18 protein-coding genes are annotated in these 16,109 nt (G+C 63.8%); 12 read left to right on the top strand and 6 right to left on the bottom strand.

The genetic code is table 11. The features are described from left to right. The first annotated feature begins 201 nt into the window (after positions 1-201). From ACN9M1_RS25800 to ACN9M1_RS25790, 3 genes are all read left to right on the top strand, one after another. On the top strand, positions 202-2,526 hold the full coding sequence (locus tag ACN9M1_RS25800) for an ABC transporter ATP-binding protein (protein WP_426399702.1): 2,325 nt from the start codon (positions 202-204) through the stop codon (positions 2,524-2,526). A gap of 18 nt (positions 2,527-2,544) precedes the next feature. Next, a complete protein-coding gene (locus ACN9M1_RS25795; protein WP_426399701.1) occupies positions 2,545-3,015 on the top strand; it encodes a DUF1854 domain-containing protein in 471 nt (156 codons plus the stop codon). Positions 3,016-3,127: 112 nt separating this feature from the next. Then, a complete protein-coding gene (locus tag ACN9M1_RS25790) occupies positions 3,128-4,750 on the top strand; it encodes a glucan biosynthesis protein (protein ID WP_426399700.1) in 1,623 nt (540 codons plus the stop codon). Positions 4,751-4,786: 36 nt separating this feature from the next. Here ACN9M1_RS25790 and ACN9M1_RS25785 read toward each other — a convergent pair whose 3' ends face one another. Next, entirely contained in the window at positions 4,787-5,218 is a 432-nt protein-coding gene (locus ACN9M1_RS25785) for a hypothetical protein (RefSeq protein WP_426399699.1), read from the bottom strand. Between the two features lie 225 nt (positions 5,219-5,443). Then, the gene (gene blaOXA, locus ACN9M1_RS25780; RefSeq protein WP_426399698.1) at positions 5,444-6,259 is read right to left on the bottom strand and encodes an OXA-60 family carbapenem-hydrolyzing class D beta-lactamase; all 816 of its coding nucleotides are present in this window, start codon (positions 6,257-6,259) and stop codon (positions 5,444-5,446) included. A 175-nt stretch (positions 6,260-6,434) separates the two neighbouring features. On the opposite strand from blaOXA, the gene ACN9M1_RS25775 reads away from it, so the two are divergent. From ACN9M1_RS25775 to ACN9M1_RS25760, 4 genes are all read left to right on the top strand, one after another. Further along, positions 6,435-8,030 (top strand): hypothetical protein, encoded by a 1,596-nt coding sequence (locus ACN9M1_RS25775; protein WP_426399697.1) that lies wholly within the window; start codon positions 6,435-6,437, stop codon positions 8,028-8,030. A 58-nt stretch (positions 8,031-8,088) separates the two neighbouring features. Beyond that, a complete protein-coding gene (locus ACN9M1_RS25770; RefSeq protein ID WP_426399696.1) occupies positions 8,089-8,508 on the top strand; it encodes a MarR family winged helix-turn-helix transcriptional regulator in 420 nt (139 codons plus the stop codon). A 79-nt stretch (positions 8,509-8,587) separates the two neighbouring features. Beyond that, positions 8,588-9,235: a pyroglutamyl-peptidase I gene (gene pcp, locus ACN9M1_RS25765; RefSeq protein ID WP_426399695.1), complete on the top strand. Its 648-nt coding sequence runs from the start codon at positions 8,588-8,590 to the stop codon at positions 9,233-9,235. 68 nt (positions 9,236-9,303) lie between these two features. After that, the gene (locus ACN9M1_RS25760) at positions 9,304-9,675 is read left to right on the top strand and encodes a YXWGXW repeat-containing protein (RefSeq protein WP_426399694.1); all 372 of its coding nucleotides are present in this window, start codon (positions 9,304-9,306) and stop codon (positions 9,673-9,675) included. A gap of 63 nt (positions 9,676-9,738) precedes the next feature. On the opposite strand, the gene ACN9M1_RS25755 is transcribed toward ACN9M1_RS25760, so the two are convergent. Genes ACN9M1_RS25755 through ACN9M1_RS25745 form a run of 3 tightly spaced genes read right to left on the bottom strand, consistent with a single transcriptional unit; the run spans position 9,739 to position 11,302 of the window. Next, positions 9,739-10,365: an FMN-dependent NADH-azoreductase gene (locus ACN9M1_RS25755; protein WP_426399693.1), complete on the bottom strand. Its 627-nt coding sequence runs from the start codon at positions 10,363-10,365 to the stop codon at positions 9,739-9,741. Then, on the bottom strand, positions 10,362-10,811 hold the full coding sequence (locus ACN9M1_RS25750) for a GNAT family N-acetyltransferase (RefSeq protein ID WP_426400737.1): 450 nt from the start codon (positions 10,809-10,811) through the stop codon (positions 10,362-10,364). Before ACN9M1_RS25750 ends, ACN9M1_RS25755 begins: the two co-directional genes overlap by 4 nt. Further along, the gene (locus tag ACN9M1_RS25745; protein WP_426400735.1) at positions 10,808-11,302 is read right to left on the bottom strand and encodes a carboxymuconolactone decarboxylase family protein; all 495 of its coding nucleotides are present in this window, start codon (positions 11,300-11,302) and stop codon (positions 10,808-10,810) included. Before ACN9M1_RS25745 ends, ACN9M1_RS25750 begins: the two co-directional genes overlap by 4 nt. Positions 11,303-11,387: 85 nt before the next feature. On the opposite strand from ACN9M1_RS25745, the gene ACN9M1_RS25740 reads away from it, so the two are divergent. The 5 genes from ACN9M1_RS25740 (at position 11,388) to ACN9M1_RS25720 (ending at position 15,630) form a co-directional block, all read left to right on the top strand. Next, positions 11,388-11,900: a MarR family winged helix-turn-helix transcriptional regulator gene (locus ACN9M1_RS25740; protein ID WP_426399692.1), complete on the top strand. Its 513-nt coding sequence runs from the start codon at positions 11,388-11,390 to the stop codon at positions 11,898-11,900. A gap of 356 nt (positions 11,901-12,256) precedes the next feature. Further along, positions 12,257-13,099 carry a V4R domain-containing protein gene (locus ACN9M1_RS25735; protein ID WP_426399691.1) on the top strand — a complete coding sequence of 281 codons (843 nt, stop codon included), beginning with the start codon at positions 12,257-12,259 and terminating at the stop codon, positions 13,097-13,099. Positions 13,100-13,110: 11 nt separating this feature from the next. Continuing rightward, on the top strand, positions 13,111-13,854 hold the full coding sequence (locus tag ACN9M1_RS25730) for an MHYT domain-containing protein (RefSeq protein ID WP_426399690.1): 744 nt from the start codon (positions 13,111-13,113) through the stop codon (positions 13,852-13,854). Between the two features lie 239 nt (positions 13,855-14,093). After that, the gene (locus ACN9M1_RS25725; protein ID WP_426399689.1) at positions 14,094-14,774 is read left to right on the top strand and encodes a PadR family transcriptional regulator; all 681 of its coding nucleotides are present in this window, start codon (positions 14,094-14,096) and stop codon (positions 14,772-14,774) included. A gap of 37 nt (positions 14,775-14,811) precedes the next feature. Then, positions 14,812-15,630 carry a siderophore-interacting protein gene (locus ACN9M1_RS25720; RefSeq protein ID WP_426399688.1) on the top strand — a complete coding sequence of 273 codons (819 nt, stop codon included), beginning with the start codon at positions 14,812-14,814 and terminating at the stop codon, positions 15,628-15,630. Between the two features lie 23 nt (positions 15,631-15,653). Here the strand turns inward: ACN9M1_RS25720 and ACN9M1_RS25715 are convergent, their stop codons facing one another. Beyond that, a complete protein-coding gene (locus ACN9M1_RS25715; RefSeq protein ID WP_426399687.1) occupies positions 15,654-15,908 on the bottom strand; it encodes a hypothetical protein in 255 nt (84 codons plus the stop codon). Positions 15,909-16,109: the final 201 nt, after the last annotated feature.

Genomic DNA, 16,109 nt, shown 5'->3' with positions numbered 1-16,109 from the left:
GCGTTGACCTCTTGAGCCAGACGCCCGTTGTGCATTGCAACAAATGTCAGGCTCGGTTCGCTATGTATACTTGCGGGCAAAATTTGCGGGCCGCCAGACGTGCGAGCCCGCGCTCTTGCTCCGATTAATGTTCGTCTTTCATCCGTTTTGGGCCGTTTTTTGTGCCACGGAGACGCGCTTTTTGAGTTCTTTGCGCCGCGCATGACCCAGTCCTCCCCATCGTCCATCCCCGCTTCTATCCGCACTCAGGATCCCTGGAGCGCCGCGCTTGGCGCAAGCCTCGCCCCAGAAGAAACCGTCCTGGCCGGGATGCAGCTGGATCTGGACGCCAAACTGCATTTTACCCACGGGTGGCTGGTTGTTACGAATCGTCGCCTGATCGCGCTGAACCCGGGTGAACAGGATTTGCAAAGCTGGGACATCGCCCCCGGCATGACCCTTTCGCACACCGACCACGCCGGCGTGGGCGCGCTGGAGTTGGCTGACGGACAACGCCGCCTGGCGGGCTGGCGTTATACGCTGGGCCACAACGCCGATGCCCTGCGACTGGCCGATCTGTTCGACGCCCGCCTGGATGCACTGAAGGCGTTGACCGACGGCACCCAAGTCGTACAGCCCGACGCGGACATCTGCCCGACCTGCAAGGCACCCCTACCGCCCAGCGAAGACACCTGCCCGCAATGCAGCCGCGAGCTGGAACAGCCGCCCTCGACCTGGGCACTGCTGCGTCTGTGGCGCTTTGCACGGCCGTATCAGTGGGAGTTGCTGGCCGGCTTTGCCCTGCTGCTGCTCGGTACGGCCGCCACCCTGGTGCCGCCGTACCTTACGATGCCCTTAATGGACAAGGTGCTGATCCCGTATCAGAACGGCAAGCCGATCGATTACAGCCTCGTCACGCTCTACTTGTCCGGCCTGTTGGGCGCTGCGCTGGTGGCCTGGTCGCTGGGTTGGGCGCGCACTTACCTGCTGGCGCGCGTGTCGGAGCGCATCAGCGCCGACCTGCGCACCACCACCTACGAGCACCTGCTCAAGCTCTCGCTCGAATACTTCGGCGGCAAGCGCACGGGTGACCTGATGGCCCGCATCGGCTCGGAAAGTGACCGGATCAGCGTCTTCCTGTCGCTGCACCTGCTGGACTTCGCCACCGACGTGCTGATGATTGCGATGACGGCGGTGATCCTCATCTCGATCAACCCGTGGCTGGCACTGGTCACGCTGGTGCCGCTGCCCTTTATCGCGTGGATGATCCACCTGGTGCGCGACCGCCTGCGCCACGGCTTCGAGAAGATCGACCGGATCTGGTCGGAAATCACCAACGTGCTGGCAGACACGATCCCGGGTATCCGCGTGGTCAAGGCCTTTGCCCAGGAAAAGCGCGAAGTCACGCGCTTTGCCGAGGCCAACAAGCACAACTTGGCGATCAACGACCGGGTCAACGCGGTGTGGTCGCTGTTCACGCCCACCGTCACGCTGTTGACCGAGATCGGCTTGCTGGTGGTGTGGATCTTCGGGATCTGGCAGGTGAGCCACGACGCCATCACTGTGGGTGTGCTGGTGGCGTTCCTGACGTACATCAGCCGCTTCTATACGCGGTTGGATTCGATGAGCCGCATCGTGTCGGTCACGCAAAAGGCGGCGGCCGGCGCCAAGCGGATCTTCGACATTCTCGACCACGTGTCGAGCGTGCCGGAGCCGGCCAAGCCCGTGCATATCGAGAAGGTGAACGGCGCCATTGAGCTGCGCGACCTGGGTTTCCGCTATGGCAACCGGGCGGTGATCCGCGGCCTGAACCTGTCGATCCAGCCGGGCGAGATGATTGGCCTGGTGGGGCATAGCGGCTCGGGCAAAAGCACGCTGGTCAACCTCATCTGCCGCTTCTACGATGTGTCGGAAGGGGCGATCCGCGTGGATGGCGTCGACATCCGCTCGCTGCCCATCTCGGAATTCCGCCGCAACATCGGCCTCGTGCTGCAGGAGCCCTTCCTGTTCTTCGGCACGATCGCCGACAACATCGCCTACGGCAAGCCGGATGCAACGCGCGAGGAGATCATCGCTGCCGCGCGCGCCGCGCACGCGCACGAGTTCATCCTGCGCTTGCCGCATGGCTATGACTCGCTGGTGGGTGAACGCGGCCAGGCGCTGTCAGGCGGCGAGCGCCAGCGCATTTCGATTGCCCGCGCGCTGCTCATCAACCCGCGCATCCTGATCATGGACGAGGCCACGTCTTCCGTGGATACGACCACCGAGAAGGAAATCCAGAAGGCGCTCGACAACCTCGTGCAGGGCCGCACCACCATCGCCATCGCGCACCGACTGTCGACGCTGCGCAAGGCCGATCGCCTCGTGGTCATGGACCGCGGTCAGATCGTTGAGGTAGGCAACCACGACGAACTGCTCGCCCGCGAAGGCGCGTACTACAAGCTCTATCAGGCACAGGCCCGCAACGTCGATGCGGACACCGACATGACGAGCGACGGTGAACGCGTAGACGCCGCCGAGCCGGCTTACGCCCAGTCGGCGCAGTAATCACGGATTGCGACAACGATGCAGACACCTGACTTCACCCTGAGCCGCAACAGCTTCGGCAAGCTGGTCGTGACCCTGGCCGACGGCACCGCCCACGAGGGCGTGATGCCCGTGCGCGCGTTCCCGATTTCCGCAGCAGACGACGGTTTGAGCCTGATGAGCACCGATGGCCGCGAGCTGGCGTGGATCTCCCGGCTGGATGCGCTGCCCGCGCCCACACGCGAATTGATCGCAGCCGAACTGGCCGCGCGCGAGTTCATGCCCGAGATCCGCAAGATCATCGGCGTATCGACCTATGCCACGCCCAGCACGTGGACCGTGCAAACCGATCGCGGCCAGACCGACCTCGTGCTGCGCGGCGAGGAAGACATCCGTCGCCTGACGGGCACCACGCTGCTGATTTCCGACAGCCACGGCATCCACTACCTGATCCGCGATCAGTTTGGGCTGGATAAGGCCAGCCGCAAAATCCTGGACCGGTTCCTGTAAGACAGGCGCCATCACTCAGCCATTTGGGGGAACGGGGCACAAACCGGCTCCGGAACCCCACCCGCGTTACCATGTCGGACTCTTCTGATTCAACGATACGTCACAGGCACCTATGGTCACGCGTCGCACCCTTCTTGCCTCCGCTTCCCTCACCGCCACGCTGGCTGCGCTCGGCATCACGCCCGAAGCGCTAGCCGCCAGCCGCGTCAAGCTTGGCGATGCATCGCCGTTTTCGTTCGACACGCTCATCGAGCGAGCGCGCACGATGGCAAGCAAGCCATACACGCCGCCCGCCACCGCGCCGGCCGACATCCTCGCCAAGATCGATTACGAGGCACACGGCAAGATCAAGTTCGACACCGCGCACGCGCTGTTTGCCGATGGCCCCGGGCAGTTTCCGGTGACGTTCTTCCACCTGGGCACCTTCTTCCGCGCGCCGGTGCGCATGCATGTGGTGGAAAAAGGTGCGGCGCGCGAGGTCGTCTACGACGAGTCGTACTTCGACATGCCGGCCGACAGCCCGGCACGCAAGCTACCGCGTGGCAGCGGCTTTGCCGGCTTCCGCTTCCAGGAAAGCCGCCTGGGCGACCAGAAAAAGCTCGACTGGAAGAAGAACGACTGGGTGGCCTTCCTGGGCGCGTCGTACTTCCGCGCGATCGGCGAGTTGTATCAGTACGGGTTGTCCGCGCGCGGTATTGCGCTGGATGTGGCCCAGGCTGGCAAGCCGGAAGAATTCCCCAACTTCACGCACGTGTGGTTCGACACGCCGGCACAGGGCAACGATAGCCGCGCCGACTCGGTCACCATCTACACGCTGCTCGATGGCCCAAGCATCACGGGGGCATATCGCTTCGTCATGCATCGCACAAAGGGCGTGGTGATGGATATCGATACGGCGATCTTCCTGCGCAAGGACGTCGACCGCTTCGGCATCGCACCAGCCACGTCGATGTATTGGTTCTCGGAAACCGCCAAGGGCACCGCCACCGATTGGCGCCCCGAGGTGCACGACTCCGATGGTCTGGCCCTGTGGACAGGTAACGGCGAGCGCATCTGGCGCCCGCTCAACGACCCGCCGCGCACGGTGGCGTCAGCGTTTGGCGACAACAACCCGCGCGGGTTCGGCCTGCTGCAGCGTGATCGCGATTTCAACAACTACCAGGACGGCGTGCACTACGAGCGCCGCCCGAGCCTGTGGGTGGAACCGCTGGAGGGCTGGGGCGAAGGCGCCGTGCAGCTCATCGAGATCCCGACCGATGACGAGATCCACGACAATGTCGTCGCCATGTGGGTGCCGAAGGCGCCGGCACGCGCGGGTAGCCAGTACCGCCTGCGCTATCGCTTGCACTGGCTGGCCGATGAACCGTATCCGACGCAACTGGCGCGCTGCGTAGCCACGCGCCTGGGCAATGGCGGCCAGCCTGGTCAGCCGCGTCCACGCGGGGTACGCAAATTCATGGTGGAGTTCAAAGGTGGCCCGCTGGAAAAGCTACCCTTTGGCGTGAAGCCGGAGGCGGTGCTCTCCACCTCGCGCGGCACGTTCTCGTATGTGTTTACCGAGGCAGTGCCCAATGGTGTGCCGGGCCACTGGCGTGCGCAGTTCGATCTGACGGTCGAGGGCAAGGAGCCTGTAGACATGCGCTTGTTCCTGCGCGTGGATGGCAAGCCGCTATCAGAAACGTGGCTGTATCAGTACCACCCGTTTCAATCGCCGGTAGGGCCGGTAGCGGCATAAAGGGCGGCAACAAAAAAGGCGAGGAAGACTCCTCGCCTATTGATAGGCAACCATAACGACCGCCAACGCTGGTGGCGCCGTTCGCGGATTCGACAGCGTAAGGGTGCCGCTATTGCCGGTCAGCCTGTTGGCTTTGAAGCCGACATATTGGGCACGAACACCGGTGTCGTTGCCCACTGCCCCTACGCGCCGCCACGTCGACGAGGCTTTGGAGCGTGACGCCACAGACACCACCACCGGTACCGGATGCGTGATCGGCGTACTGAAATCGATCACTACCTGACGGCCGCTCCCGGCGTTCTGCGTCTGCAGCCCCCCGACTGCAGCAGCCACGCGCGGTGCGGCCGTCACGCTGTATCCGCTTGCCAAGACGGCACCGGTGAACCGGATCGTGCCGCCCATCTGGCCTCCAGCCGCCGATACGCCGGTAGAGTCAATGGCTGCCATCAAGGCAACCAATCCCTTCATATAAGCCCTGCACATAGCACCCCCGTTTGCCCGACCCTTGGGCGTTCCACGATGTTTCGTGGTTGAAGAACGACCACACTCGGCTGCCCATTTAATGGCGATCTTGTAACAGCCTTGCGCAACACTTGTTTGCAGATTGCATGGTCATACAGTCTGATTCTCATCGATAACTACGGGTATTCCTGATTGAAGCTAGGAATACCCGAGATGTAGTCACAGTGCGCTTTACGGGGTCGGCCACACCGCGAGCGCCTGCATCAACTGCTTGCCCAGCGGGATGCGCTTGGCCATATCGCCTTCGCGGGGCATGTCGATGTTCAGTGCGAAGGCGTACACGCGCCCCGCGCGCTCGACCCAGCCGACCCACCAGCCGATCTCGGGCCGGTATTCGGTCGCAACGCCGGTCTTGGCGTACAGCGCGGCATCGCCCTGTTGCTCGATCAGCAGCATGCGGTGGACCAAATCCCACGTGCGCGGCTTCACCGGCAATTGCTTGAGCGCCATGCGGCTGGTGAAGCGGGCCTCTTCGAATGCAGAAATCTCCAGCGGACCACGTAGCCAGAACTGGTCAATCTCATCGCCGATCTGGCGGTTGCCGTAATCGAACGCGTCGACATAGGCCTGCATGCGCTGCGTCCCGATGCGGCGCGCCGCCTCCTGATAGATCGGCACGGCTGAGAGCCGGATCGCCTCGGGCAAGGCCATGTCGTGCTCCCATTGCTTGTAGGGCTGGGGCTTGCCGCCGTAGGGAATGATTTCCTGCTCGTCGCGCACCGCGCCCGTGTCGAAGGCGATCAGGCTGTTCGGAATCTTGAAGGTGGACGCCGGGTTGATACGCCGCGCGGCGCGCGCCGGATCGACGACGTAGGTGCGATCCGCGCTGATGTCCATCAGAACAAACGTGCCGGTGACACCAGCGTCGTCAAACACGCGCTTCAGGTCGTTGCGCACGATCAGCTCGGCGTGGACGGTGGTCGCACACAGCGCAACGGCGCCGCCGCCGATGGCCAGCGCGAGGGTCTTGAACCAGCGAGAAAACATACGAGCTCCTTGAATGTTGGGGTGGTTGCCGGCAAACACCGGCGCTGCGCATCGTAGGGAGCACGGGAGACGCTCGCCAGTTGGCAACACGGGCAGCACGTCACGGGCGTAACGCCTGTAACGCATGGCTTGGCGCACAATGGCGACCACGTTGTTGCTTCGCCGCGCCCTGCGCATGACGCCATCCACCCACCCCACCCTGCATGTTGAGCTGACCACGCCGCAAACCGTCGATGGCCGGCGCGCGCCGTTCCAGAGCTTGTGGCTGCTGGTACGCCTGGCGTATGCGCATCGGCTGTCACCGGAGCAGCCTGTGGTGCGGCTCGCTGACTTGCGTGGCGCTGTGTCGGACGCCAGTACCCAGCGCATGATGATCAGCCGCGCCTTTCGCGACTGGCAGAACTGGGGCGTGCAAGCCGGCTGGGGCGAGGCGCGCGACCGCGAACCGCGCTTTCTCAACGCCGACAAGCGCAGCCAGGGTCCGTTCTGGCTCACGCCCGAAGATGCGGTGCGCGTGGTCTGCCTGGTGGAAGGCCGCATCGCCGACGATACCGACGTGCGCGCCTTTCTCGGCATCGCTGTGCCGGACAGCGCGGCGGACCACGCTGTGGACGCCGCCAGCGCTCTCTCTGGCCCAGCACCCGGCACGCCCAATCCGACGTTCTGGCACGCCTTTCTGACGGCGCGCCATGCCATGCGCGAGGGCCGCCTGCTGCACGCCCTCAGCACCAACACGAGTGCATCGGCCACCGAGCGCGGCGGCGCGCTGCTCGCCCTGCGCCACGCCAGCGACGCCGCCGACAACGACTTCCAGCGCGCGCTCGTCACCCTGGGCGAGGCGATGGCCGCACGCCGCTTGGGCGATTCCACCCGCGCCAGCGCACTGCTCTCGCAACTGCGCGCGCACCGCCGCCAGCGTCACGTACTTGGCAACGACTACCTCGCGGCGATGGAACGCATCGTCACCGCCTGGTGCGCGTATGACCGGCGGGACCTCGACCTCGCCACCGGCTTGCTCGTCCGCCTGGTCGATGCCGAACCGGGGCGCAGCCTGCTGCGTTATCACCCGCAGATCCGCTTCGAGTGGAACAACCTCAGTGCCCTCATTGAACGCGCACGCCTGCTCTATGCCGATGCCACCGACATAGCCATCGACGTGCGCGCACAAGCGGCCCGGCATATCGTCGCGCAATTCGAAACGGCGCTGGCCGCCGCACTGGAAAGCCAAGCTGCGGATGCGGTGCAGCAGGTTGCTGCCAACCTCGGCATGACCTGCTGGCTGCTGCGCGACGTACTGTGCGAAGCGGCCCACAGCGATGGCACTGTCGATGCCGTGCGCTGGCTCGCCATGAGCGAATGGCAAGCGTTGCGCAATGGCGGCCCGCTGCAATCGGCATGGAACGCCATCGCACTGATGCGCATTGCGCGCGCTGACACAAGCCGAGCTCCGCTCACGCTAGCCGATCTGCAAAATCAGGCAGGGCCATTTGCCGAGGCGTTTGATGCGCGCTACTGGCCCGTACGTTGGGCCGACGTGGCCGCGTTGCGCCTGCGCGAACATGACAGCGGCCGCCACCGCTACGGCCGCGTGCAAGTCAGCGGCTTGCTGCTCGAACTGGCGTGGTTCGCCCATGCCGACGGTGATCACACTACGGCTCGCGCTGCCGTAGAGCGCTTGTCCGAAGCCATGCAGGAACTGGCGCCGCATGATCGCGCCTATTTCGTACAGGCGCTGAAGCAGCTCGCGCAGGCGGCGGAATCTGCGCCCTGAGCCGAGCGGTCTACGGAGAATCGTTGCATCACTAACGATCTGTCGCTAGACTGCGGGCATGTTTGATCACTGCCTGTACTTCAACACGACTGCGCTCGCGCGCACCATCGAGCGCGAATGGGCGGACGCCTATGCGCCGTTCAGGCTGACGCCGCCGCAAGGCTTCGTGCTGCGCATGGTGCTCAAACGGCCAGGAGTGCTCAACCGCGAGCTGGCCGACGTGCTGGGGATTGCTCGTCCCACCGCCACGCGCCTCGTTGATGGCTTGATTGCCAAGGGTCTGGTGGAACGTCAGCCGTCGGCAGAAGACGGCCGCGAGTGGAATCTGCTCCCCACCGATGCGGCTCTCGCGCTGGAAGCCCCGTTACAAGCGGCCAGCGCCAAGGTCGCGCGGCGCTTGCGCGAACACGTCGGCGCCGACGCGTTTGATGGCACGGTGCGAGCCATCCGTGAGGTACGCAACGCACTAAGCACCTAAACAAAACAGGGCGGCTTGAGCCGCTCTTTTTTATCGTCAACTAGTTGCATTGCTACCTATTTTACGAGGCGTGCCACACATGACCACCGTTCTCATCACCGGCATCGAACCTTTCGAATCCGACCCGACCAACCCGTCGTGGGACATCGCGCAAGCGCTGAATGGCACCCAAATCGACGGCGCGACCATCGTGGCGCGACAGTTGCCGTGCGTGTTCGGCGTCGCCAACAAAAAGCTGATCGAAGCGATTGAGGAAACTTCGCCTGCGCTGGTTGTTGCACTCGGTCTCGCGACGGGCCGCGCGGAGATCTCGGTGGAACGCGTAGCAATCAACGTGATTGACGCACGCATTCCCGACAACGCCGGCAACCAGCCGGTCGATACTCCGGTAGTGGCAGATGGGCCCGCGGCGTATTTCTCGACGCTGCCCATCAAGGCCATCGTGCGGGCGCTGCGCGAAGCCGGTGTGCCGGCGGCGGTGTCGCAAAGCGCGGGCACTTATAACTGCAACCACCTGTTCTACGGGTTGATGCACCACCTTGCCCGGCGCGCGCCACAGGTGCGTGGGGGCTTCATCCACGTGCCAACCACGCCCGAACTCGCAGCACAGCATGCGGGCCGACCGAGCCTCTCTCTCGACACGCAAACCAAAGGCATCCGCATGGCCATACACACGGCATTGCGAACCCACACCGATGTGAAAGTCAGCGGCGGCGCGGTGCACTAACACGAAGACTGGCAAACCATCTGCCCGATGCTACGATCCAACCACGATCGCTCTCGGGAGACCCAACTATGAAGAAGAATGCATGGCGACTCAGCATCTGCCTGGCCGTGGCCGGCGTGCTGGGTGCGAGCGCGTTGCCTGCGCAGGCTCAGGTGTCCGTGCATGTGCGGATCGGGCCGCCGCCTGCGCCACGCCACGAGCGGATTCCCCCACTGCCGCCAGGCTATGTATGGGCGCCGGGGTACTGGCAACTGCAGGGCAACCGCTACGTCTGGCGCCCCGGCCATCGGATGCGTGGCCGACCGGGTTATCACTGGCGCCAGCCGAGGTGGGTACACGGGCCCCGTGGTTGGGAGATGCGCCAAGGCGGCTGGGACCGTGGCGGCAATCGCATCCACCCTTGCCCGCGCGGGCAGACACGCCACGGCAAATGCCGTTGAGCCACCTCTGCAACACAAACAGGCCGGTCATGCACCGGCCTGTTTTTTTTGCCTGCGAGCGGCTTAGGCCACCAACGGCATCAGCAACAGGCGCGCCGCCAGTTCCCGACGGAAGCCCTCAAACGCCTGGGCGGTCGCCTCGGCGCCACGCGCCGTGTTCTGCAGCCGGATCCCCTCAACCTGGTGAATCCCTACGGTGGCAAACACGTAGCGCAGATAGGGCATCAGAAAATCCGTCTGCGCGTGCGCCCCGTCAAAGTGCCCGCCCGATGCGGACACCACCAGCACCGAGCGATTCGCCAGCATGCCGACCTTGCCCGTCGGCGTGCGGCGGAACGTGCGTTCCGGGCGCACCACCAGATCGATCCACGCCTTCAACGCCGATGGCACGGTGTAGTTGTGCACCGGCGTGGAGATCAACACGGCGTCGGCAGCCTCAAGCTCGCCGATCAAGGTTTCCGACAACGCCAGCGCTGCGCGATGCGTGCCCACGCGATCAGCGTCGGGCATCAAGCTGGCGTGGACGAAGCCGGCATCGGGGTGCGGCAGGGGCGCTGCCGCCAGATCCCGTTCGATGATGCGCAGCCCGGACGTCGCCTCGGCCAGTTGATCGAGGATGAGTTGCGCGGCGCGCCGGCTGTGCGAGCGATCTTCACGCGGGCTCACAGCCACATGCAGCAGTGTCGTCATGCCATACCTCCGGGCGGCACATTGATGCCGAAACGCAGCGCGCCCGCCAGCAGGCCACTGCGGTAATAGAAGCGGTGGCCCAGTACGTTGGACATCGGTGTGTCGAGCACCAGCCGCACACAGCCCTGGCGCTGTGTTTCGGCTTTGAGGTGGTCCATCAGCACATTGCCCAGGCCGCTGCTGCGCAGGTTGGCATCGGTCACCAAGTCGTCGACATACAGGAACCGGCCGTACACGAGATTCTCTTGCAGCCGATACCCCGCCAGCGCCACGGGCACGCTATCTCGCCACACAGCGATGAGGCGGTAGCCCTCTTCCATCTGCCGGCGCCAGCGCGCGACAAGCTCATCGGCATCCGCCAAATGCGGACGCAGCTGGTGCATGACGGGAAAGCACGCACGCAGCGCGGCTTCTTCTTCAATGGGGCGAATGGCGTCCATGGTCAGACGTGCGCAGCCGTCGTTGCCGGTACCGGAGGCGCGAAACGCAATGCCACGGCAATGCGGTTCCACGCCTGGATGTTGGCGATGGCGGCGGTCAGGAAGGCGACCTCGGTCCGGGAGAACTGCTGGCACACGGCGTCATAGGCGTGGTCTTCCACGCCATGCTCGGTGGCGCGTGCCAAGGTGGTCAGCGCTTCCGCCCACGCCAATGCAGCACGCTCGCGTGCGGTGAACACGGCCGGCGTATCGCGCCACACGGCCACAAGGTCCAGCTTGGATTGCGCCACGCCGAGTTTGCGCGAGAGGTTGAGATGAAACTGCACGCAAAACGCACAGCCGTTGACTTGCGAAGCACGCAGCTTGATGAGTTCGGTCAACGGCTTTTCCAACCCGGAGGCGTCGACCGCCTTACCAAGCGCCTGCAAGGCAGCCGATACACCACCGGCGGTGTCGACAAATTCTGCGTAGTCAATGCGGGGTGAGAGATCTTCCATGTGTTCCATGTAGGGCTCCTGAGGGGTTGGGAGAGGGCTGCGTGTTAATATCACAGTTCGAACATCATATTCGAGCACTGACATCATGAGCAAGCGCACCCCTGCCAACAGCGCGGGTACCGACACGAACGCACCCGTCATCCCTCAGCCCGGCCAAGGCAAGCGCGGCGAAGAAGGCTACCTCGGCTATCTGCTCCGCCAGGCCAGCGGCGCGCACCGGCTGCGCATGGAGCGCGCCATGGCCGATGTGGGTGTCACGCTGCCGCAGTTCCTAGTGCTGACAATGATCCGCGCCTACCCCGGACTCTCCAATGCTGACCTCGCCCGCCTGACGCTGCTCACGCCGCAGACGGTGAGCGTCATCGTGGCCAACCTGGAGCGCAGTGGCGCCATTGCGCGACGCCCGCATGCCGTGCATGGCCGCATTCAGCACATCGACGTCACGCCGGAGGGCGCCGCATTGCTTGCCGCTTGCCGCAAACGCTCGGGTGGCATTGAACGCGATCTACTGGAGGGCTTCACGCCCGATGAAGAGCAGGTTGTGCGGCGCTGGCTGGTGCATGTGGCCCTGCTGGGCGACGACAAGTCAGCGTCTTGAGCCCCCCAGCGGCGAATCCGACCACAAGCGACATCGGCAACGCCCGGCCAACCTCGTCCGCAAAGAACCCTCAAAGCGAGAGGGCATCGGGGCGATTCCAAGACTGAGCGATTTTCGCTAAGTCCGCGCAATACCCCCGAGATAAGGCCGTTGATTTATCCGCAACCACCCCGGATTTTCTCCATTTCAGCAGTATGTCAAGAGCATCACCCCCTCCTCTCGAGGGGATCACATCAACTTAAAGAATACCCCTCTAATCGAAATGTTAAACGATTGAAAAAACGCCCACGCATTTATTGATCCACATCAAACTTATCCATAAAATAGCGAAAATAAAACAAATAAACGGGGAAGTTGTGAGTGAAATCCAGATAGTGGACGCTCAGATCCGCATTGTCGCGGACGCGAAAGAAGGGCTACTGCTCGAACTTGGGAAAAGCATTACCTTCTACGGATTCCGGCTCCAGAAACACGCAATGTTCGGGGGTGCGCAAGGCGCGTCCGCCAGCCTGGTGGTCCGCGGCCCGGAGGAACGACTCTTTGAACTTGCCGACCATCTGAGCAGCCATGCCCGGGTGCGCTCGTGCAGCGTTCAGGTCGTGGAATCTCCTGCACCATCTTCCGTGCAACCGAGTGCAGTGCTTGCTGCGGCGCCGGTTTCCACTCCGGAGATGGTAGAGAAGCCCACGGCCACTCGATCGGTGGAGCACGACAAAAAGCCGCTCGCGCCGCCCCCATCCAAACCCAGGTTTGACGACGAAAGCATCGAGCGGCTCCTCCCGCAATTGGCGGCAAGCTATCCGAACGTATTACCCAGGCTCATGCAGCTACAGCGTGAATTACCGAGCAGCGTGCAGGAATCTGTCCTGACGCAAATCGGACTGCGCGTGGGCTCGTGGGTATATCGGCGCGATTTCTCTCGTGGGGCCAAGCTCAACGTCAATCAGTCGCTCAAGCAAATTGCCGTGCCCGCGCTCCGTGAGCTGATTCCGGTCGAACTGGACGGCGATCACCTCCGCACGAAGTCGAGTCCATTTTTCAGCCGCGACCACCACGGCAACACTTGCCATTTCTTTTCTGGGTTCCTAAAAGGGATTGTTCAAGGCGCCACGAACAATACGAAAATCGAGGTTGAGGAGACATCCTGCACCAGCCTTGGTGCCCACCACTGCTGTTTCACGATTTCTCACCACGATTAATCAAGTTTCTCATGACTGATATTCACCATACACAAAATGGTCTATTGATTGCCCTGTCGTACGTTATTTCGGTGCTTGGCTCTTACACCGCATTGCAATTGGCACTCGATATTCCGGGGGCAAAAACCTCGGAGCAACGGCGGACCGCGTTGCTGGCATCCGGCGTCGCCATGGGTGGCGGGGCCATCTGGGCCATGCATTTCATTGCCATGCTCGGGTGCGAAATGGCGATGCCCGTTTCCTACGATGTGGTGCTGACGCTGGTCTCGGCCCTGGTGGGGATTACCTCGTGCATCGTCGGCCTGGCCATTGTCAGCGGCAATACGTCCAACTGGGGCCGACTGGTTGCCGCCGGAACCGTCATGGGGCTGGGCGTGGGCGGCATGCATTACATGGGCATGGCGGCGATGTTGATGCCCGCAACCACCGTGTACGACATGACTATGGTGGCACTGTCGCTCGTCATCGCAGTGGCGGCGTCGATTGCGGCCCTGTGGCTCGCCTTTCATACACGCGGCTGGGTGCAATTGCTGGGCAGCGCCATGGTCATGGGAATCGCCGTTTGCGGCATGCACTACACCGGCATGAGCGCCGCGACGTTCGTCCATAACGAACACGCCGCGCATGACATGGCCCAAGGCATGGCCCCGGAAAGCCTGGGGGCGACCATCTTCACGATTGCCGCTGTGCTGCTGCTCACCATCCTGTTCGTCAACAACATGCAAAGGCAACGGCGCGCTGCCATTCAGATCTGATCGCGCCGCACATCGATGGCAACGCCTCCCCGATCGGCGGAGCCGCGTTGTCCGATGGAAAGCGGTCCGGCAAAAGGACCGCGCATCGCCTCTAGAAGCCCGCTCATTGCGGGCTTTTTTCTGGCTCCAATACTTCCGTCTTCCAATTTTTCGATCGTCGCCCTTGATTTCCGTGCCGTTGCCACTATCATCCGATGTATCTTACGATATATCTGACGATGTTCAGCAGGAGAGCGACGATGCGCGGATGGTTTGGACACCACCACAAGCTGTGGATGGAGAAGCACTGCACGATGATGGGCCGCCACGGCCATGGACGAGGCGGTTTCGGGCGCGGCATGGGGGGAATGGGCGGCTTTGGCGGCCCGGGCGGCTATGGAGAAGGCGATGACGAGGGCGGCAGCCCCTGGCGTGGCCGGCGGCTGAGTTCGGCCGACCTGCAGCTCGTGCTGCTCGCGCTACTCAAGGAAGCCCCGCGCCACGGCTACGAACTGATCAAGGCCGTGGAAGAGCATTCGCTGGGCTTCTACACACCGAGCCCCGGCATGGTGTACCCGGCGCTGTCGTATCTGGAAGACCACGGTTTTGCCTCTGTCACCGCCGAGGGCAACAAGAAGCGCTACGGCATCACGCCCGAGGGCCTCGCCTGGCTGGCGGAGCGCCAGAACAGCGCCGACGCCATCCTCGCGCAGTTGCGTGCCATGGGCGAGCGCGTCAAGCGCATGAACGAAGCCATGGCCTTCGACCGCGAAACCGAACACGCGGGGGAATGGGCCGACACGGGCAACGACCCACTGCGCGCCGCGCGCTGGCGCCTGAAGTTCGCCTTGATGGAAAAACGCTTCGCCTCGCGCGAAGAACAACAACGCGTGGCAGACATCCTGCTACGTGCCCTGAAGGAAATCACCGAAGGGCGCTGACCCTGCGCCTTCGCCGATCCCTCTTTCCGCAGCCACTATGTTTGCCCTCACTCGCACACAAGGTCTCATGTCGCAGCTGCTCAGCCCTCTCAAACCCGCCACACGTCGCGTGCGTGTGCGGGCCATCCACACGCTCTCGCCCCGCATGCGGCGCGTCGTCTTTACCGGCACGGCGGCAGATTTGGCCGACCTGGCCAATGCGCCACCCGGCGCCGCCATCAAGTTGATGTTTGCGCACGACGCCGCAGGCGCAGGACGCAAACTCGGCCGCGCTTACACGATCCGTCGGTACCACGCGGCCCGCGGTGAGCTGGAAATCGATTTTGTCGTGCACGACGAAACGCCCGCCGCGCAGCATGGTCCGGCCGCGCGCTGGCTGGAACGCGCCGCGCCCGGCGACGAAGTGGAATTTGCCGGCCCCAAGCGCGGCTTCGTAGCCGACCCCGCCGCGCCGTGGACCTTGCTCGTGGGCGACGAAACCGCCCTGCCCGCCATCTTTGCCATTCTGGAAAGCCTGCCGGAGCACGCGCACGTGCAAACCTACATTGCCATCGGCGATGCACGTGCTCGGCTGCCGCTGGAAGGCAGCTTTGCCACGCACCCGCGCAGCCAGGGCATCCACTGGGTGGAAACCGACACTGCGCACGCCGGGGCGATGATGGTCGGCGCGCTGAGCGCGCAACCGATGCCATCCGGCACACCCCAGGTGTTCCTGGCCGGCGAAGCCTCGTTGCTCAAACATGTGCGCGCGCTGCTGGAAGGCGCGTGGTCGGTGCCGCACGACGCCATTGACGCCAAGGGCTACTGGACAGCCGGCCTTTCGCGCGAGGAGCGCAAAGCCCTCGAAGCGCGCTAATGGACTGACAGACGCACTGTCGCTTAGGTGGCGGCCCCCGCTTTGGGCGGGGTCGCGCCACGCACCCAATCGCGCAGCAAGCGCTGGCCATGCAACAGCGCCGCATCCATCGCCTCGCGCGGCGAGCCGAACGTACAGCCGGGCCGCACCGGCTGCGAACCCGTCAACGACTGGCCCTCGGCGCTGCGGAACACCACTTCGATACGCGCTTCCCAACCGCGGGCACCCGCGGGAATCACACGCGGGACGATCTCGACATCCCCACAGATCTTGTGCACCTCGTTCCTCCGTTTCCAACGCCTGATGGGCGCATTGCGAGGAGGTTAGCAACGCTCATGCCCATTTACGCTGGCGTAGCGCCCAGTTGATCGAGATCAAATCCCGTCACATTGCGCCCCTTTAGCGGGCCGCCGGGCTGCCGTTGCAAGAAGGGACTCCCGCTCACTCCGACCTCCGCGCCCACGAAGCGCGGCATCACC

Source organism: Ralstonia sp. R-29, from assembly GCF_049913345.1.
GTDB lineage: Bacteria > Pseudomonadota > Gammaproteobacteria > Burkholderiales > Burkholderiaceae > Ralstonia.
This window is presented reverse-complemented; position numbering and strand designations above follow the sequence as displayed.